Source organism: Rhodanobacter denitrificans (assembly GCF_003335105.1).
Taxonomy (GTDB): Bacteria; Pseudomonadota; Gammaproteobacteria; order Xanthomonadales; family Rhodanobacteraceae; genus Rhodanobacter; species Rhodanobacter denitrificans_A.
This window is the reverse complement of the sequence record NZ_QFWQ01000006.1, coordinates 136532-155458: the sequence shown is the minus strand read 5'-3', so window position 1 is coordinate 155458 and position 18927 is coordinate 136532. Positions and strand designations below refer to the sequence as shown.

Annotated in this window: 18 protein-coding genes; 10 read left to right on the top strand and 8 right to left on the bottom strand. The window is 68.3% G+C overall.

Going from position 1 to position 18927, the window contains the following annotated elements:
• The 7 genes from pssA to DEO45_RS10210 all read right to left on the bottom strand — a co-directional run bounded on the left by pssA (position 1) and on the right by DEO45_RS10210 (position 8858).
• Positions 1-1392 carry a CDP-diacylglycerol--serine O-phosphatidyltransferase gene (gene pssA, locus DEO45_RS10240; protein WP_114343165.1) on the bottom strand — a complete coding sequence of 464 codons (1392 nt, stop codon included), beginning with the start codon at positions 1390-1392 and terminating at the stop codon, positions 1-3.
• A gap of 62 nt (positions 1393-1454) precedes the next feature.
• Entirely contained in the window at positions 1455-2462 is a 1008-nt protein-coding gene (locus DEO45_RS10235; protein ID WP_114343162.1) for a biotin/lipoyl-binding protein, read from the bottom strand.
• Positions 2463-2471: 9 nt separating this feature from the next.
• A complete protein-coding gene (locus DEO45_RS10230) occupies positions 2472-2672 on the bottom strand; it encodes a DUF1656 domain-containing protein (protein ID WP_189339724.1) in 201 nt (66 codons plus the stop codon).
• A complete protein-coding gene (locus tag DEO45_RS10225) occupies positions 2665-4794 on the bottom strand; it encodes an FUSC family protein (protein ID WP_223250847.1) in 2130 nt (709 codons plus the stop codon). Before DEO45_RS10225 ends, DEO45_RS10230 begins: the two co-directional genes overlap by 8 nt.
• A 4-nt stretch (positions 4795-4798) precedes the next feature.
• Complete coding sequence (locus DEO45_RS10220; RefSeq protein ID WP_114343819.1) at positions 4799-5293, bottom strand: MarR family transcriptional regulator; 495 nt, start codon at positions 5291-5293, stop codon at positions 4799-4801.
• Between the two features lie 153 nt (positions 5294-5446).
• Complete coding sequence (locus tag DEO45_RS10215; RefSeq protein WP_114343160.1) at positions 5447-5854, bottom strand: DUF4156 domain-containing protein; 408 nt, start codon at positions 5852-5854, stop codon at positions 5447-5449.
• Positions 5855-5996: 142 nt separating this feature from the next.
• Positions 5997-8858, bottom strand: coding sequence for a M16 family metallopeptidase (locus DEO45_RS10210; protein WP_114343158.1), 2862 nt, complete (start codon positions 8856-8858; stop codon positions 5997-5999).
• Positions 8859-9119: 261 nt separating this feature from the next.
• On the opposite strand from DEO45_RS10210, the gene DEO45_RS10205 reads away from it, so the two are divergent.
• From DEO45_RS10205 to DEO45_RS10170, 8 genes are all read left to right on the top strand, one after another.
• Positions 9120-9323 carry a hypothetical protein gene (locus DEO45_RS10205; protein WP_114343817.1) on the top strand — a complete coding sequence of 68 codons (204 nt, stop codon included), beginning with the start codon at positions 9120-9122 and terminating at the stop codon, positions 9321-9323.
• Between the two features lie 41 nt (positions 9324-9364).
• Positions 9365-9835, top strand: coding sequence for a tRNA (uridine(34)/cytosine(34)/5-carboxymethylaminomethyluridine(34)-2'-O)-methyltransferase TrmL (trmL, locus tag DEO45_RS10200; protein ID WP_114343156.1), 471 nt, complete (start codon positions 9365-9367; stop codon positions 9833-9835).
• A gap of 28 nt (positions 9836-9863) precedes the next feature.
• Positions 9864-10514: a ubiquinone biosynthesis accessory factor UbiJ gene (locus tag DEO45_RS10195; protein ID WP_114343154.1), complete on the top strand. Its 651-nt coding sequence runs from the start codon at positions 9864-9866 to the stop codon at positions 10512-10514.
• Complete coding sequence (ubiB, locus tag DEO45_RS10190) at positions 10511-12160, top strand: ubiquinone biosynthesis regulatory protein kinase UbiB (protein WP_114343151.1); 1650 nt, start codon at positions 10511-10513, stop codon at positions 12158-12160. The genes DEO45_RS10195 and ubiB overlap by 4 nt, the downstream gene beginning before the upstream one ends.
• Before the next feature lie 119 nt (positions 12161-12279).
• Positions 12280-12996, top strand: coding sequence for a pseudouridine synthase (locus DEO45_RS10185; protein ID WP_114343815.1), 717 nt, complete (start codon positions 12280-12282; stop codon positions 12994-12996).
• A gap of 115 nt (positions 12997-13111) precedes the next feature.
• Positions 13112-13534 (top strand): alternative ribosome rescue aminoacyl-tRNA hydrolase ArfB, encoded by a 423-nt coding sequence (arfB, locus tag DEO45_RS10180; protein ID WP_114343149.1) that lies wholly within the window; start codon positions 13112-13114, stop codon positions 13532-13534.
• Positions 13531-14127 carry a lysophospholipid acyltransferase family protein gene (locus tag DEO45_RS10175; RefSeq protein WP_114343147.1) on the top strand — a complete coding sequence of 199 codons (597 nt, stop codon included), beginning with the start codon at positions 13531-13533 and terminating at the stop codon, positions 14125-14127. Before arfB ends, DEO45_RS10175 begins: the two co-directional genes overlap by 4 nt.
• Before the next feature lie 30 nt (positions 14128-14157).
• On the top strand, positions 14158-14787 hold the full coding sequence (locus tag DEO45_RS10170; RefSeq protein ID WP_114343144.1) for a LysE family translocator: 630 nt from the start codon (positions 14158-14160) through the stop codon (positions 14785-14787).
• Between the two features lie 3 nt (positions 14788-14790).
• Here DEO45_RS10170 and DEO45_RS10165 read toward each other — a convergent pair whose 3' ends face one another.
• Positions 14791-15825, bottom strand: a complete 1035-nt coding sequence (locus DEO45_RS10165) for a LysR family transcriptional regulator (RefSeq protein ID WP_114343142.1) — start codon at positions 15823-15825, stop codon at positions 14791-14793.
• 123 nt (positions 15826-15948) lie between these two features.
• Between DEO45_RS10165 and aceB the strand changes: the two genes are divergently transcribed.
• Entirely contained in the window at positions 15949-17577 is a 1629-nt protein-coding gene (gene aceB, locus DEO45_RS10160) for a malate synthase A (protein WP_114343139.1), read from the top strand.
• 22 nt (positions 17578-17599) lie between these two features.
• Entirely contained in the window at positions 17600-18895 is a 1296-nt protein-coding gene (aceA, locus tag DEO45_RS10155) for an isocitrate lyase (protein WP_114343137.1), read from the top strand.
• The last annotated feature ends 32 nt before the right edge of the window (positions 18896-18927 follow it).

The following is an 18927-nucleotide window of genomic DNA, read 5'->3' as shown; positions in this document are numbered from 1 at the left end:
TCACAGCAGGCGATTGACCAGCCGGTCCAGCCGGGTGCGGTTCAATCGCCGCAGCAGCCGGCGCACTTCGGCCGGGTAGCGCCGCGGACTTTCCAGCGCGTGGTAATCGGCCACCCGCGTGGCGTGGCGGCGCAGGGCCGCCCACTCCGCCTCGTGTTTCGCCTGCAGCAGATGCGCGGGGTCGCGCAGCACCAGGCCGTTTTCCAGGTCCAGCGACCAGGCGCGCGGGTTGAGGTTGTTGCCGGTCAGCACGGCCACGTCGTCGTCGATGAACAGGCCTTTCAGGTGGTAGCTGTTGTCGCCGTCGCGCCACAGGTGCAGGTTGAGCTGGCCACTGTCGATCTGCCGGCGATGCGCCCGCGCGAAGCGGCGCAGGTTGTTCTCGTACAGGTACGGCAACAGGCCGATCGTCTTGAACGGCTGTCCCGGCGGAATGTAGAAATCGTTGGCGACCTTGTCGCCGACCATGATGTCGATGGTGCAGCCGCGGCGCAGCAGCTGGCCCAGCACCACCCGCACCGGCCGCGGCAGGTTGAAGTACGGCGTCAGCAGGATCAGCCGCCGGCGCGTGCCGCCCAGCAGCGCCAGCAGCGCCTCGTTGAGCGCGTTGTCGCCACGGCCGAAACCGAGCAGCGGCGTCACCGCCAGCTCGCCGGCTCCCGGCAGCTCGTGCGGCACCTGGTAGGCGGCATGCTGCAGGGCCTGGCGGAATTCGCGGATCGCCGGCTGCAGCGCCCTGGTGGACGGAACCGTGGCCGCGTCCAGCCGGCACACCGCCGCGCTTTCGGCGAAGTACTGCTGCACGAAACCCGCCATGGCATCGGCCAGGCCGCGATGCAGCAGCAGGTGGTAGCGGTCGAGCCGGTAGCGCCCGTGTCGCGCCAGGTAGACGTCGTTGAGGCTGGCGCCGCTGTACAGCACCGCATCGTCGATCACGAAACCCTTCAGGTGCAGCACGCCGAACAGCTCGCGGTTCTGCACCGGCACGCCGTGGATTTCCACGCCGGGGCCCAGCCGCGCGGCGTATTCGCGGTACATGCCGGCGTTGCCCGCGCTCTTCTGCTTGCCGATCAGGCCGCGCTGCGCACGATGCCAGTCGACGAACACCGATACCTGCAGCGCCGGCTGGCGCGCCTTCGCCGCGTACAGCGCGTCGAGCACCTCGCGGCCACCGTCGTCGTCCTGCAGGTACAGCGCCACGATCACGATGCGCCGGGTGGCCTGTGCGATGCGCTGCAGCAGCTCGCGCCGGAACACGGCCGGATCGGGCAGCACGGCGATGTCCCCGGCGGAGACGGCAAAGGACGGCAGCGCGACCGGCGCCGCGTGCGACTTGCGCCGGAACGGCAGCATGCGCGCGAGTCGGCCGGGGGCGGCGATCAGCTTGTTCATGGCGACACCGGTAAGCAACAGCGCCCATCATCGCAAACCGCGGCGGACGCGCCTACCGCCGGCTATTTCCCGCCTGCGCGCGGCCGCACCTCGATGGTGGCGGTCATGCCGGCGGCGATCAGCGTGTCGGGCGAGAGCCTGCTGGTGTCGATCGCGATGCGCACGGGCACCCGCTGCGCCAGCCGCACCCAGTTGAAGGTGGGGTTGACGTCGGCCAGCAGGTCGCTGCCGGTCGGGTTGTCGCGATCCGTGATGCCGCGGGCGATCCCGGTGATGGTGCCTTTCAGGTGCACGCCGCCAGCCATCAGGCGGATGTCGACCGGGTCGCCCACGCGCAGCTGCGGCAGCTTGGTTTCCTCGAAGTAGCCGTAGATGTAATAGCCGTGGCTGTCGATCAAGGCCAGCCGCGGGCTGCCGGTACTGGCGTAGTCGCCGACGCGGATGTCGAGGTTGGTGACGTAACCGTCCACCGGCGCGCGCACCTCGGTGCGCTCGAGATTGAGCGTGGCCTGGTCCAGCGCGACCTGCGCCTGCTCCACCGCGGCCTGCGCCTGTTGGCGCACCGCCGATGCCTGGCTGCCGCCGGCCTGCGCCTGGGCCCAGGTAGCGCGGGCGGAATTCGCGGTGGCGGTGGCATTGGTGCGCTCTTCCCTGGTGACGATGTCGCCCAGGCGCTGGCGGCGCGCAGCCTCTTCCGCACGCATGTCGTATTCGGCCTTGCGCGCCGCGGCGCTGGCCAGCGCCGCGTTGATGTTGGCGCCGGCGGCGCGGGCGCTGGCCTCGGCGGCATCCAGGTTCGCCTGCGCCTGGTCGACCGCATAGCGGAACCGCGCGGGATCGATGGCGAACAGCAGGTCGCCCCGGCGCACGAACTGGTTGTCGCTCACCGCCACGCGGGTGACCAGGCCGGAGACGTCCGGCGCGATCCGCACCACCTCGGCACGCACGCGGCCGTCGCGGGTCCACGGCGAATACAGGTAGTGCTTCCACAGGGCATGGCCGAGCAGGACCGCCACGATGACGATGATGCTGGTGACGGCCAGGCGCAGCAGCAGGGGTTTGTTGTTCATGGGATGGACTCAGTGGATCAGCAACAGTCCGGCGGCGCCGAACAGGCAGACGAACAGCGCCAGCCGCACCAGCGATGGATGCAGCACGTAGCGGTACAGGCCAAGCCGCCCGATGACCTCGTCGAGCAGCCACATCAGCAGCAGGCAACCGAAGAAGATCACCACCAGGCCGGGCATCATGGCGCCGCCGATCGATACTTCACTAGGCATGGGCAGGCTCCTCCGCCACCGGCATGTACGGCGCCAGCGCCGATTCGTCGTCGCGCAGCACGCTGCGCAGCTGGTGCAGGTGCAGCAGCACGCGGCGGCTGCCGGCCTGCGCGCCCGACTGGCCGCGCCGGATTCCCGTGATCGCCTCAACGACTGCCTGCTCCGCCTGCTGCCAGCGCACGGGGTCCGGCGCCTCGAACAGCCAGGCCACGGCCTGCACCGCCTGCTGCGCGTGCCGCTCCACCGGAGCGGGCAACTGGCTGCCGGCCATGTCCTGGCGCAGCTCGATCAGGGCGCGGCCGCACTCGTGCACGGTCAACGCCCAGGCCAGCAGGTCGCGCGATTCGCGGCTCTCCGGCCGGGTATACGTCACCACCTGCAGGAACAGGTCGCGGTTGATGCTCTCGAAGCGGTACGCCAGCCCCGCCAGCGGCGCGCTGGCTGCCTGCACCACCTGCCGGCGCAACTGGCGCAGCTGGCGCGCGCGCTGCCAGCCGGTGCCGGCGATCGCCGGAATGGCCATGAAGGCCACCGCGCAGAGCGCGAACCCGGCCAGCTGCGCCATCGCCTCGTTGATGAAGAACGCCGGGTCGTAGCTCATCCGGTTGGTCAGCAGCATGCTGGAGACGAAGCCGATGCCGTAGCCCACGCCCATGGTGGAAAGCGCGGGCTTCGACTGCACATAGAAGCCGGGAATCAGGAACGGCAGCGTGGCCGCGATGAACATCGTGTAGCCGTCGCAGCTCGGCAGCAGCCCGAACGTGACGACGAACGCCACGGCCATGCCCAGACCTTGCGCGAACAGGGTGCGGAACGCCGCCGACACCGGATTCGGTGCCATCGCCAGCAGGCCGGCGAAGATCGTCGCGATCAGCATCGCACTGGCCCCGTGCGGCCAGCCGCTGGCCAGCCAGAACGCGCCCAGTGCGATCATCGTGAGGAAGGTGCGCAGCACCGCAAGGGCGGCACCGGCGTAGTCGTTGCCGCGGCGGAACTGCACCCGTTCCACGTTGCCGCGCAGGCGCTCGGCGCGCAGCGAGCTCACCACCAGCGTGAAGCCGTGCAATTCGTCGGCGAGGCGCTGCAGCAGGATCGCGCCGGTGTCGAAGTCCAGCCGCGCCGGCTCCCCCGGCAGCGTATCGCGCAGGTGCTGCGCCAGTGCCGGCAGCGTCTGTTCGCAGGCCCGCAGCCGCGGCGCCAGCACGGCCGGGTCGTGCCGCTGCGCCGGCTCCGGCGACAACGCCTCGCCGATCGGCCGGTACAGCGCAATCAGCGCATCGGCGGCCTCGGCGCGGCCGCTGCGCTGCAGCCGGTTGATCAGGTGGTGCACCGACTGGAAGGTGGTGGTGGCCGACATGTAGCGCTGGTTGAGCAGCCGGATGCGACTGCTGCGCGCACGCGCCTCCGGATCCTCGAAGATCACCGCGGCGCGCAGGTTTTCCAGCTGCACCGCGCCCCGCACGAAACGCAGGTAGGTCTGCTCCATCTCGCCACGGGCGATCGCGCCGCCGGTACTGTTGCGGGCGAAGTCGAGGAAGTGCCCGATCTGATCGCGCGCTTCGCGCCGCAACGTCTCGCGCAGGCGGGTGGGCAGCACCAGGTCGCTCACCGCGCCGGCCACGACCACGCCCAGCAACACCTCGCTCACCCGCATCACCGCCGAGTCGAACACGTTCAGCGGATTGCCGATCGCCGGCAGGGTGACGATCGCAGCGGTGTAGCCGGCCAGCACGAAGCCGTAGGACATGAAGTTGCGGTACAGCGTGGCGCCGCCGGCGCACAGCGCCACCCACAGCGACATCGACAGCAGGAACAACTCGCGCTGCTGCGGGAACAGCGCCATCAGCAGCACGCCGAACATGCTGCCGGCCAGCGTGCCGATCGCCCGGTAGAAGCTCTTCGCCAGCACCATGCCGCTCTGCGGGTGCATCAGCAGCACGACGGTGATCATCGTGGTGGACGGTTTCTCCAGCTGCAGCCACATCGCCAGCCAGGTCGCCGCATACAGCGCCAGCGCGGCCTTGAACACGAACAGCCACGCACCGCCTTCGCTGGCGAGGGCGTCGGTCAGCCACTGCCGGAGCGGGGGTTGCGGTCCGGATTCGATGACGTCGGCGGTCACGACTTCAGGCCTGCTCGAGGTGATCCAGGAATTTCTTCAGCAGCTTTTCCAGCTGCGCGGCCTCGCGCGGCTGCAGGCCGGAGGTCTGACGCTCCAGCAAGGTGCAGACGTCGGGCAGGAAGCCCTTGATCATCGCCACCCCCGCCCCGGTCAACGTGAGCGCGATCCGGCGGCGGTCCTCGTCGCTGGCGGTGCGCTCGATCAGGCCCTTGTCGCACAACCCGTCGGTCAGCCGCGTGATGTTGGCGGATTTCTCCCCCGCCGCCGCCGCCAGCTGCGACGGGCTCAGCGTATACCCCTCGGTGCCGTACAGCATCATCAGCAGGTTGTATTCCGGGTGGTTGATGCCCCACGGCTTCAGCAGCGCATTGGCGTCGTCATGCAGGCGCTTGTAGAGATGCTTGACCAGCCGCACCAGCACCGCCGGCTCGCGCGGAAACGCCGGGTGCCGGCGGCAGGTGACCGCGAGGCGCTGCTCGGTGGGGGCAAAGCTGTTCACGGCATCGATCATTAGGTGTTACGTATATTATACATATATGTACTATTTGTTTGTGAAGTTTATGCCGACCCTTTGCACGGTGCAAGTACCCGGTCTGCGCGCACGAAAAAGGCGCCCCGCAGGGCGCCTTTCGATGACCGGACCAGGCGGGCTTCAGCCGCCGTGCACGGGGAAGGTCTGCAACTGGCCAGGAGCCGAGCCGGAACCGGCCGGCGCCCGCGGCGCACCGGTCGGCGCAGGCTGGTGTGCACCGCACTGGTAGGCGCCCCATGGCTGCGAGCCGTCGGCCGGTTCGGCCAGCGGCTTGATCGTATCGGCGTGCATCTTGGCGGCTTCGTTTCGGGCCAGCACTTCCAGTTCGTCACGCACCTTGATGTCGTTGCGGTCGACCGGGCCGACGCGGTCCATCACCGACACGGTGACCTTGCCCAGTTCGCGACAGGAGGAGACGTCGCCGCTCCACGCCGTGCGCACGTTCTTGGCGGCGTCGTCCAGGGTGATGCCCCAGCTGCAGGCACCAAGCAGGAGGATGGGGACGAGCAACAGCAGGGTCTTGCGCATGGGTGGCTCCGCGACGATGGCTTGGACATGAAAGAGGCCGGGCATTGCCGGCACGGCCTCCATCCTAGCGCGGGGACGGCGGCGCGTCCCCCAACCGATCCACAACGCGTGGTGCCGGCGCATGCCGGCACCACGCACGGGCTCACTGCACCGGCTTGCCGTCGGCGTCGAGCACCTGCACTTCGCCAAGCTTCAGCGCGCGGATCGGCGCCTCGATCTTCTTGAGGTCACCGACGATCACCCAGGTGAGCTGGTCCGGGTGGATGATCTCCTTCGCCGCCGCTTCCACCGAGGCATCGGTCTGCGCCTCGATGCGCGACTTCAGGGTCTGCACGTAATCATCCGGCCGGTGGTACAGCGCGATGCCCTGCAGCGCGCCCATCACCGCCGAGGTGGTCTGGTAGCTGCCCGGCATGCTGCGCACGTCGCCGACCTTGATCTTGCCGATCTCCTGCGCGGTCAGCGGCTGCCCGCCGATCACGCCCTTCGCCTCCTTCAGCATCTCGGCCACCGACGGTGCGGTCTTGTCGGTCTGCACCGGCGCGTACAGCATGAACGGGCGCTGGCCCTGCGCGTTCTGCAGGAAGCTGAAGGCGCCGTAGGCCCAGTGCTTGTCCTCGCGCAGGTTCATGTTGAGGCGCGAGGTGAAGGTGCCGCCGAAGGCGCCGTTCATGGTCTGGATCTCCAGATTGTTCGGCGCTTCGGTCGATGGCGCCAGGCTGCCGGCGAGGATCAGGCTCTGCTGCGCGCCGGGGCGGTCGACCAGGTACACGCGCACCTGCGATGGCGGCGCGACCTTGCCGATGTTCTTCGCCGGCACCTTGCTGGCTGGCGCTTTCCAGTTGCCGAACGCGGCATTCAACTGCGGGATGACCTTGTCCAGCGTGGTGTCGCCGGCGACCAGGATCTGCATGTTGTCCGGGCGGATGAAATCGCCCATGAACGCGCGCATGTCGGCGGCGCTCAGCGACTTGATCGAGGCCTCGGTGCCGGTGCCGGTGAACGGAATCGCATAGGCGTGGCCCTTGCCGTACAGCAGCGGCGGCAGGGTGCGCAACGCGATGCCGGTCGGCTGGCTCTTCTCCTGGGCGATGCGCGCCAGCCACTGGCCGCGCAGGCGGCCGATGTCGGCCTCGCGGAACGCCGGGTTGCGCACGATGTCGGCGAACAGGTCGAGCGACGGCTTCAGCTGGTCGTCCAGCGCGTTCAACGAGGCATTGCAGTAGTCCAGCCCGCAACCGCTGGCGATGATGGCGCCGAGGCGCTGCTTGCGCTTGGCGATCTCGACCGAGTCGAGTTCCTTGCTGCCCTCGTCGAGCATCGCCATGGTGAAGCTGGAAGTCCCCAGCTTGCGGCCCTGGTCGGCCGCGTAGCCGGCGTCGAACAGCAGCTGCAGCTGCACCGCCGGCACCGCATGGCGCTCGGCCAGGATCACTTCGACGCCGTTGTCCAGCTTGCCGCGCTGCAGGGCGGGGAAGCTGAGGTCGGGGAACGTGCCGACTGCGGGCACGCCCTTGCTGCGGTCCACATCGCTCTTCACCGTGCGGTAGTTGCCCTTCGCCGACAGCATCGGCGCCGGCGCGCCGCCGGCCGCGGGCCGGCCGGCCACGGTGGCCATGTCGGTGTCCTCGACCTTGCCCGGCACCACGGTCAGCGTGTAGTCGCCCCTGGCGATCCACCGGTTCGCCACCGCGCTGACCTGCGCCGGGGTGGCCGCCATGAATTCCTTGAAGTCCTTCAGGTAGGCGCCCGGATCGTTGCGGTACAACTGGCTCTCGGCCAGGATCGAAGCCTGCGTATTGACCTTTTCCAGCCCGCGCACGAACGAGGCACGGGTTTCCGTCTTGACCCGCGCCAGCTCGTCGGCACTGGGGCCGTCCTTCAGGAATTTCCGCCACTCGTCGGCGATCGCCGCCTCGACCTTGGCCGGGTCGGCGCCCTTCTTCACGTCCACCTGCAGGTTGAACAGGCTGGCCAGCACGTGCTGCTCGACGTCGACCGAGACGCTGTCGGCGAGCTTGTCCTGGTAGACCAGCCGCTGGTACAGCCGCGAGGTCTTGCTGCCGCCCAGCACGGCGGCGGCCAGTTCCAGCAGGTTCTCGTCGCGGCTGCCGCGGCCGGGCACGTTCCACTCGCGATAGATGCGCACCTGCGCCACGTTGTCGGTCATCGTGCCGCGGGTCGAGCGGTCGCGCGGCGCCACCCACGGCTGCGGCCGCGGCACCTGCGGCCCGGCGGCGATGTCGCCGAAGTACTTCAGCATCTTTTCCTTCGCCAACGCCGGCGTGATGTCGCCGGACAGCACCACCACCGTGTTGGCGGCGCCGTAGTAATCGCGGAACCATTGCTTGACGTCGCCCAGCGAGGCGGCGTTCAAGTCGTCCATCGAGCCGATGGTGTCGTGGTGGTATGGGTGGTTGGCCGGGAACGCCTCGGCCTGGATCAGCTCGCTGGCACGGCCGTACGGCTGGTTCTCGCCCTGGCGCTTCTCGTTCTGCACCACGCCGCGCTGCTCATCGAGCTGCGGCTGGCCGATCGCGCCGAGCAGGTGGCCCATGCGGTCCGATTCCATCCACAGCGCCATGTCCAGCGCGCTGGTCGGCACCGTCTCGAAGTAATTGGTGCGGTCGAGCCAGGTGGTGCCGTTCTGGTCGGTGGCGCCGGCCAGCTCGAACGGCTTGAAGAATTCGTCCTTGTGGTTTTCCGAGCCCTGGAACATCAGGTGCTCGAACAGGTGCGCGAAACCGGTCTTGCCCTTCGGCTCGTACGACGAACCGACGTGATACCACACGCTCACCGCCACCACCGGCGCCTTGTGATCCTCGTGCACCACCACGGTCAGCCCGTTCGGCAGGGTGAAGCGGGTCCAGGCGAGTTCGGGGATCTGCTGCTGTGTCGTCGTCGCCGCCGCCATGGCGGTGTCGGGTGCGGCCAGCGCCAATGGCATGCCGCCGGCCAGGGTCAGCAGGCCGGCAATGAGCAGGGCAAGCGGTTTCTTCGTCACGGTGAACCTCCTGTTTCACGGATAAGTCTCCGCAGGCTAGCGACGCCCCACAGGCATCGCAAATGACTTGTGGCACGGTCGCGACCGGCCTGTCCGGCTGTCCGGCCGCGGGCGGACGGCTGTCCGCGGACAATGTCGCGGTCGCCTGATCCGCTTATTTAAATTTTAGAAATCAATAACTTGACCACATGTCTCTGCATGGCACGGGGATTGCTCGTAGACAAAGTACAGGAACCTTCCCCTTCATACGGAGACATGACCATGAAATTCGAGACCATGATGTTGCACGGCCTGTTCATCGCTTGCCTGGCGGTCTGCAGCCTGATCCTCGCCGCGATGGTGACGACCACGCCGGCATCGGTGCAGCTTGCCGCCAAGGGCAGCGTCGCCGCGATCCTGCTGGCCGCACCGAGCAGCTGCGCGTTGCCGCCGGACGGTGTGGTCTGCCCCCGGATTGGCAGCTGAGCGCTCGACGCCGACCGGCACGGACACGCGATAATGGCGGGATGCTCCACGTCATCCTGTTCCGTCCCGAGATCCCGCCGAACACCGGCAACGTGATTCGCCTGTGCGCGAACACCGGCGCGGCGCTGCACCTCATCCGCCCGCTCGGTTTCGCGCTCGACGATGCCCGGCTGCGGCGCGCCGGGCTGGACTACCACGAGTACGCCAGCGTCGCGGTGCACGACGATCTGGCGCCCTGTCTCGACGCAATCGGCACGCCGCGGGTGTTCGCCTTCACCACCCGCGGCCAGGTCGCCCACGTCGACGCCTGCTTCGCCGACGGCGACGCACTGCTGTTCGGCTGTGAGACCGCCGGCCTGCCGAGCGAGGTGCTGGAAACCATTCCCGCCGGACAACGCCTGCGCCTGCCGATGTGCCCGGACAGCCGCAGCCTGAACCTGTCGAACACGGTCGCCGTGGCCGTCTACGAAGCGTGGCGCCAGCTCGGCTTCCCCGGCGCGGTGAAGGCCTAGCGCCTTGCCGGCGGGCTACAATCGCCGGATGAACGCCGCCACTCCCAACTCCTGGTTGCCGCAGCCGCTGCGCAAGCTCGCCGGCCGCGCGCTGGAAACCGCGCTGAACCACACCTTGTCGCTGGACCCGGACACGCAGCAGCGGCTGGTCGCACTGAACGGCCGCAGCGTGCAGCTGCATCTGCGCGGACCGGAACTCGCACTGGCAGTAACCGTCGACGACACGCGCTTGCGAGTGGGTCCGCCGCAGGACGACAGCCAGCTGAAGGTGGCCGCCACGCCGGGCAGCCTGCTGGCGATGATGTTCCGCCGCGACGACGACGGCATCGCGCCGGGCAAGGTGGAGATCGCCGGCGACGCCGAACTGGCACGCCGGCTGGAGAAACTGGCCGGCAAGTTCGCCCCGGATTTCGAGGAAGCGTTCGCGCGCACCTTCGGCGACGTGCTCGGCGTACCGCTGGCGAAGGCCGTGCGCAAGGGCCTAGCCCACGCCCGCGAGACCGCCGGCCACCTCACCGAGGACACCGCCGACTGGCTGCGCGACGAGGCGCGTGTGGCAATGGCGCCGGGCGAGGTCGAGGGTTTCCTCGACGGCGTGGACACCTTGCGCGAACGCAGCGAACGGCTCGAATCACGCGTGCAGCGGCTGTTGCAGCGCCTGCAGGGCAACGCCGCGTGACGCCGCTGAAGGTGGTGCCGCGCCTGCTGCGGGTCGCCTCGGTGCTGCTGGCGTACCGGCTCGACGAACTGGTCGACGCCGCCCACCTGTATCGCCCACTGAAGCTGCTGCGCCCCCTGGTGGCGCGACCACGTACCGACATCCGCGGCATGCCGCGCGGCGCGCGCCTGCGCCACGCGTTGACCGAGCTGGGTCCGATCTTCGTCAAGGCCGGCCAGGTACTGTCCACCCGCCGTGACCTGGTGCCGGTGGACGTCGCCGACGAACTGGCCCTGCTGCAGGATCAGGTCGCGCCGTTCCCCGGAAGCGCGGCGCGCACCATCGTCGAGCAGGAACTGAAATCAACGATTGACCGTCTATACGCCCAATTCGACGAAACGCCACTGGCCTCCGCCTCGATCGCGCAAGTGCACGCGGCTACCCTGCACGACGGCCGCGAGGTGGTGGTGAAGGTGCTGCGCCCCGGCATCGACGCGCAGATCGCCCGCGACGTGAAGCTGCTGCGCTCGCTGGGCGAGCTGGCCCGGCGCTGGCACCCGAACGCCGACAAGATCCGCCCGCTCGACGTGGTGGCCGAAGTCGAGAAAATGCTGGAGAACGAACTGGACCTGCAGCGCGAAGGCGCCAGCGCCAGCCTGCTCAAGCGCAACTTCGACAGCGGCACCGACCTGTACGTGCCGGCGGTGCACTGGGAACTGACCAGTGCGCGCGTGCTCACGCTGGAGCGCGTGCACGGCATCAGCAGCGACGACATCGCCGCGATCGACGCCGCCGGGCTGGACCGCAAGGCGCTCGCCGCCAAGGGCGTGCGGGTGTTCTACGAGCAGGTGTTCCGCGACAACTTCTTCCACGCCGACGCCCACCCCGGCAACATCTGGGTCGACCCCACGCGCACCGGCGAACCGCGCTTCATCGCGCTGGACTTCGGCATCATGGGCTCGCTGCCCGAGGCCGACCAGTACTGGCTGGCACAGAACTTCATCGCGCTGTTCGAGCGCGACTATGCGCGCATCGCCAAGCTGCACGTGGACGCCGGCTGGATGCCCGCCGACGTGCGACTGGACGAACTGGAAGCGGCGGTACGCACGGTGTGCGAGCCGTACTTCACCCGCCCGCTGGCGCAGATCTCGCTGGCAGAGCTGGTGGTGAAGCTGTTCCAGACTGCGCGTCGCTTCCAGCTGACGCTGCAGCCGCAGCTGATCCTGCTGCAGAAGACCCTGCTCAACATCGAGGGCGTCGGCCGCATGCTCGATCCGGAGATCGACATCTGGGCGGTGGCGCATCCCGTGCTGAAACGCATCCTGCGCGAACGCTACAGCCCGCGGCGCACCCTGCGCGAAGTACGCAGGCGGTTGCCCGAGTGGCTGCACGAAGCGCCGCAACTCCCCGAGCTGGTACGCGACGCGTTGCGCCAGATCGCGCGCGGCGAGCAGCGCGCGACAAGCGACCCGCTGGCGCTCAAGCTGAGCCTGGACAGCGCCCACCGCCAGCACAAGCTGCTCGCCTGCAGCATGCTCGGCAGCACCTTCCTGATCGGCTCGATCCTCTTGTGGACACTGGCGCCGCAACATGGCATCTGGCTCCCGCTCGGCGCCGGAATCGCCGGCCTGCTCGCGTTCGCGACCGGCTGGCCGCGCTCGCGCTGATCGGCACGAAATCCATCGGACGTAGGGCGGGCACTGGCCGCCGCCCGTCAAGAGCCGGCGGGCAGTGCCCGCCCTACGTCGCCCCGTAACCGCATCAACACCTCGCTCGACGGATGGAAATGCTCGACATCCTCCACCAGGACGACGCCCTGATCGCGGTGAACAAGCCCGCGAACCTTGCCGTGCATCGTTCGAAGATGGTGGGCAACGCGGAGGAGTTCCTGATCGATCTGCTGCGCGAGCAGATCGGCGACAGCGTGTACCTGGCGCACCGGCTCGACCGCGCCACCAGCGGCGTGCTGCTGGTGGCGCGCAGCAAGGAAGTCGCCACCGCGCTGGGCGAGCAGTTCATGGGCCGCCTGGTGCACAAGCAATACCTCGCCGTGGTGCGCGGCTGGCCGGAACCGGCCGAGGGCCTGATCGATTATCCGCTGCCCGGTTCGCGCGAAACCGGTCCGCGCCGCGAGGCGCGCACACACTACCGGCGGCTGGCCACGATCGAGGTGCCGATCGCGCTCGGCCGCTACCCGCAGCAACGCTACTCGCTATTGCTGGCCGAGCCGGAAAGCGGCCGCTTCCGCCAGATCCGCAAGCACCTGGCGCACATCCACCACCCGGTGATCGGCGATTGCCAGCACGGCCGCGGCGACCACAACCGGCTGTACAAGCAACACTTCGGCTGCCACCGGATGCTGCTGCACGCGTGGCGGCTGCGCTTCGCGCATCCGCTGAGCGGCACGGCGATGGAGATCGAGGCACCGCTGGACGCCGCGTACGCCGGGCTGCTTGATCGCTTCGGCTGGAGGCTTGGGGCAGAAGTGAGTGGAGAGAAGTGAGAAACGAGAGAGCCAGGGCAAGCCGTACCAGCGCTTTTCTCTCACTCCTCACTTCTCTCCACTCCCTCCTCGCGCCCTCTCCACTCACTCCTCGCTTCTCCCCTACACTTCCCGCATGCTGACCATCAGCCGCACCCTTGCCCTGCCCGAATCCGAACTGGTCGAGCGCTTCCTGCGCGCCGATGGTCCGGGCGGCCAGCATGTGAACCGCACCGAGAGCGCGGTGGAGTTGCGCTTCGACGTGGCGGGCTCGCCGTCGCTGCCGGAGGAAGTCCGCACCCGATTGCTCGCCCGGCGCGACCGCCGGCTCACCGCCGAGGGCGTGCTGGTGATCCAGGGTCGCCGGTTCCGCGACCAGGGCCGCAATCGCGACGACGTACGCGAGCGGCTGGTCGAGCTGATCCGTGGCGTGCTGCTGGCGCCGAAGAAACGCGTGGCCACCAAGCCGACCCGCGCCTCGAAGGAGCGCCGCCTGGTCGGCAAGCAGCAACGCGGCAGGATCAAGCAGACGCGTTCGCGCAAACCGGACTTCGAATGAAGGGACGCCTGTTCACTCCCGCCCAGCTGCCGGCGCTGATGCCCCATCTGCGTGACGGCTGGCAACGCCGCACCTGCCGCGCGGCACTACGCATGGCCGGCTGGAGCCTGGTCGGCGAGTTCCCCGACGTGCCCAAACTGGTGCTTATCGCCGCGCCGCACTCGTCCTGGTGGGACGGCGTATGGGGGCTGCTGATCAAGGTGGCGGTCGGCGCCGACGTGCATTTCATGGGCAAGCGGGAGCTGTTCTTCTGGCCGCTGGGCGCCCTGCTGCGACGGCTGGGCGGCATGGCGATCGATCGCGGCAGCGCGCAGGGCGTGGTCGAGCAGACGATCGACCAGTTCCGCCAGCGCGACCGGCTGTGGCTGGGCATTGCGCCGGAGGGCACGCGCAAGCCGGTGAAGCGTTGGAAGAGCGGCTTCTGGCGCATCGCCCGCGAGGCCGGCGTGCCGATCTTCCCGGTGGCGTTCCACTACCCCGACAAGACCATCCAGCTCGGTCCGCTGCTCGACACCAGCGCCGACATGGAAGCGGATCTCGCACGCCTGCGTGCGTTCTACGCACCGTTCCGTGGCAAGCATCGCAACGTCTGACTGCCTCTCCTCCGCCTTCCGGATCCCTCCATGCTCGGCATCCAGCACTACGACACCTTCCTGCTGGCCTGCATCGCGCTGAACCTCACGCCGGGGCTGGACACGTTCTACATCCTCGCGCGCAGCGGCCGCGAAGGCCACGTCGTCGGCCTCGGCGCCGCACTGGGCATCAACGCCGGCTGCGTGGTGCACACGCTGGCCGCGGTATTGGGGCTGTCGGCGATCCTGATGACCTCGGCCACCGCGTTCACCGCGCTGAAGTACCTCGGCGCCGCCTACCTGGTGTGGATCGGCCTGCGCATGCTGCTCGGCAGGCAGGCGATGCATGCACCTGCCACCACGCGCGGCCACGGCTTCGCCGCCGCGTTCCGCCAGGGCCTGCTCACCAATGTGCTGAACCCCAAGGTGGCGCTGTTCTACCTCGCCTTCCTGCCGCAATTCGTCACGCTGCAGGCGCCCCGGGCGCAACTCGGGCTGCTGGTACTCGGCCTGAGCTTCATCGGCACCGGCCTGTGCTGGTCGCTGGTGCTGGCCCTGCTCGGCTCGCGCATCCATCGGCTGCTGCAGCGGCGACCACGGATCGGCGTATGGATGGACCGCGTGTGCGGCGGCGTACTGCTGGGGTTCGGGCTGAAACTGGCGCTGCAGCGCCCCCAATGATCCTCACCGCCCCGAATGACCCGGCTCGTCGTAGTCGCGATGGGTCAGCAGGCCGGGCCGGATCAGGTCGACGAAGGCGCGCGCCTCGGCGCTGAGAAACTTGCCCTTGCGCATCACCACGCCGTAACTGCGCTGCGGGAAGTATTGCTTCATGTTGCGCACCGCCAGCCGCGCGTGATCGGCCTCGGTGATGCAGATGCCGGTGACGATCGAGATGCCCAGGCCCATCGCCACGTATTCCTTGATCACATCCCAGCCGCCCACCTCGATCGCCACGTGGTACGGCATCTGGCGCTGCTGGAAGACCAGGTCGACTAGGCGGTAGGTGGACAGCCGCTGCGGCGGCAGGATCAGGCCGTACGGCGAGATGTCCTCCAGCGTGATCTTCTCCTTCGCCGCCAGCGGATGGTCCGGCGGCAGGATCAGCATCGGGTCGTAGTGCTGCACCGGCGCCCAGGCGATGTCGTTGGGCACGTCCAGCATCGAGCCGACCGCGAAGTCGGCCTCGTCCGCACGCAACATCGCCAGGCCATCCTTGCCGGTGACGTTGGCCAGCTGCAGTTGCACCGCCGGAAAGCGCTCGCGATAGCGGCGCACCAGCTCGGGCAGCAGGTACTGGATGGTCGAGGTGCCGGCGGCAATGGTCAGCCGGCCGGCCTGCAGCCCCTTGACCCGGGCCTGGAAGTCGCGGTCCAGCGTGTCCCAGCCTTCGACCAGCGGTCGCGCCAGCTCGTACAGCGCCTCGCCGGCGTCGGTGAGGTTGATGCGCCGGCGGCGGCGTTCCAGCAGGGTCACGCCCAGTTCGCGCTCCAGCGCCTGCAACTGCAGGCTGATCGTGGGTTGCGACAGGAACAGCGCCTCGGCGGCCCGGGTCAGCGTGCCCAGCTTCACGACGCTGACGAAGGCGCGCAGCTGCTTGTGGCGATTGCCCTTGTAGTAGAAGCGGCCGGCATCGGCGGGTTCGCCGCCAGCACGCTTTTTTGCTGCGCTGCGGTGTATTTTTTTTGACTTGCTTGGCGTACCAGCGTGCTTTTTCATCCAAGTATTTCAGTTATTTGTAATATGGATTGAATTTATCAATATTTATGATTGAAACATTCACTTTGTCAAATACATGATTGCTGTCCTAGCTTCGAGTCATTCACGACACGGAGCGAACCCATGGCAGTCCCACAGGAACGGCTTGCACCCGGCACCGTCGAGATCCACGCCGACACGGCCGGTTACGCTGGCATCCTGACCCCCGCGGCACTGGACTTCCTGGCCCGGCTGCACCGCCGCTTCGAGCCTACCCGGCAGCAGTTGCTGCAGGCCCGGCGCGAACGCCAGGCCGGTTATGACGCCGGCGACCTGCCGGACTTTCGTGCCGATACGGCGGCGATCCGCGCATCCGAGTGGACGGTGGCTCCGATCCCGGCCGTGCTGCAGGACCGCCGCGTCGAGATCACCGGCCCGGTCGAGCGCAAGATGATCATCAACGCGCTCAACTCCGGCGCGAAGGTGTTCATGGCCGACTTCGAGGATTCCTCGGCGCCGACCTTCGCCAACCAGCTCGATGGCCAGCTCAACCTGCGCGACGCGGTGAACGGCACGATCGGCTTCACGTCGCCCGAGGGCAAGAGCTACCGCGTCAAAGACAATCCGGCCGTGCTGGTGGTGCGCCCCCGAGGCTGGCACCTGCACGACAAGTTCTTCAGCGTGGCCGGCGAAGCGATGGCCGGCGCGCTGGTCGATTTCGGGCTGTTCGTGTTTCACAACGCCCGCGCGCTGCACGGCCGCGACCGCGGCCCGTACTTCTACCTGCCCAAGCTCGAGGCGATGGAGGAAGCCGCACTGTGGGACGCGGTGATGGTCGCCGCCGAGGACGAGCTGCAGCTGCCGGCCGGCACGATGAAGGCCACCGTGCTGATCGAGACCTTGCCGGCGGCGTTCCAGATGCACGAGATCCTGCACGCGCTGCGCCGCCGCGCGGTCGGGCTCAACTGCGGCCGCTGGGATTACATCTTCTCCTATCTGAAAACTCTGAGAGGCCATCGCGACCGCCTGCTGCCGGAGCGCGGCCAGGTGCAGATGACCGCGCCCTTCCTGAAGGCGTATTCCGAGCTGCTGATCCAGACCTGCCACCGCCGCGGCGCGTTCGCGATGGGCGGCATGGCCGCGCAGATCCCGATCAAGGGCGACGACGCGGCGAACGAGGCCGCGCTGGCCAAGGTGCGTGCCGACAAGCTGCGCGAGGTCAACGCCGGCCACGACGGCACCTGGGTGGCGCATCCCGCTCTGGTGCCGGTGGCGCAGCAGATTTTCGATGAATACATGCCGGCGCCGAACCAGCTGGGCACGCTGCGCCAGGACGTGCAGGTGAGCCGCGAACAGCTGCTCGCCGCGCCGAACGGCACGATCACCCGCGCCGGCTTCGACAACAACGTCGAGGTCTGCCTGCGCTACACCGCCGCCTGGCTGGACGGCCTGGGCTGCGTGCCGATCCATCACCTGATGGAGGACGCCGCAACCGCCGAAATCGCCCGCGCGCAACTGTGGCAGTGGCTGCACCACGCCGACGCGCCGGCCGGCGGGACGTTGGCTGGGGACCACCTGGAATTCCCCGACCACGCGCCGATCGACTTCGCCCTGTTCGACCACGCCGTGGCCGCACACACCCATCGCCTGCGCGACAGCCGTCATCCCGGGGCCACCCGTGCCGATGCCGCGGCCGCCCTGCTCACGGCGATGACCCACGCCAGCACGCTTGGCGACTTCCTCACCCTGCCCGCTTACGAGCAACTCGCCTGACCGCCTTCCACGGAGCCATGCCATGAAGACCACAATGCCCACCGCCGAACAGATCTCGCTGGACTGGAACAACAATCCGCGCTGGGTTGGCGTCCAGCGCAATTACTCCGCCGAGGACGTGGCGCGCCTGCGCGGCACCGTGACGGTCGAACACTCGCTGGCCCGCCGCGGCGCCGAGCGGTTGTGGAAGTCGCTGCACCAGGAAGATTTCGTCAACGCGCTGGGCGCGCTCACCGGCAACCAGGCGATGCAGCAGGTGAAGGCCGGCCTGCAGGCGATCTACCTCAGCGGCTGGCAGGTCGCCGCCGACGCCAACGTGGCCGGCGAGATGTACCCCGACCAGTCGCTGTACCCGGCCAACTCCGTGCCGCTGGTGGTCAAGCGGATCAACAACACGCTGCTGCGCGCCGACCAGTTGCACCACGCCGAGGGCAAGGACGACTGCGACTGGCTGGTGCCGATCGTGGCCGACGCCGAGGCGGGCTTCGGCGGCGTGCTGAACGCGTTCGAGCTGATGAAGGCGATGATCGAGGCCGGCGCCGCCGGCGTGCACTTCGAGGACCAGCTCGCCTCGGTGAAGAAGTGCGGCCACATGGGCGGCAAGGTGCTGGTGCCGACCCGCGAGGCGGTCGACAAATTGAACGCCGCGCGCCTGGCCGCCGACGTCGCCGGTGTGCCGACCCTGCTGGTGGCACGCACCGATGCCGACGCCGCCGACCTGCTCACCTCCGACGTCGACCCCAACGACCGCCCGTTCATCACCGGCGAGCGCACCGTCGAGGGCTTCTTCCGCGTGCGCCCGGGACTGGACCAGGCGATCAGTCGCGGCCTCGCCTACGCGCCATACGCCGACCTGATCTGGTGCGAGACCAGCAAGCCGAACCTGGATGACGCGCGTCGCTTCGCCGAGGCGATCCATGCGAAGTTCCCCGGCAAGATGCTGGCCTACAACTGCTCACCCAGCTTCAACTGGAAGAAGAACCTGGACGATGCCACCATCGCGAACTTCCAGAAGGAACTGGGTGCGATGGGCTACAAGTTCCAGTTCATCACCCTGGCCGGTTTCCACAGCCTGAACTACGGCATGTTCGACCTGGCACACGGCTACGCGCGCCGCCAGATGAGCGCATTCGTGGAACTGCAGGAAAGGGAATTCGCTGCCGCCGAGCGCGGCTTCACCGCGGTCAAGCACCAACGCGAGGTGGGTACCGGCTACTTCGACCAGGTGACCCAGGCGATCCAGCAGGGCCAGTCTTCGACCACCGCGCTGAAGGGTTCGACCGAAGAGGCACAGTTCAAGCAGGCCTCGGCGGCGTGAAAGGCGAGAAGTGAGTAGAGAAGAGTCAGGAG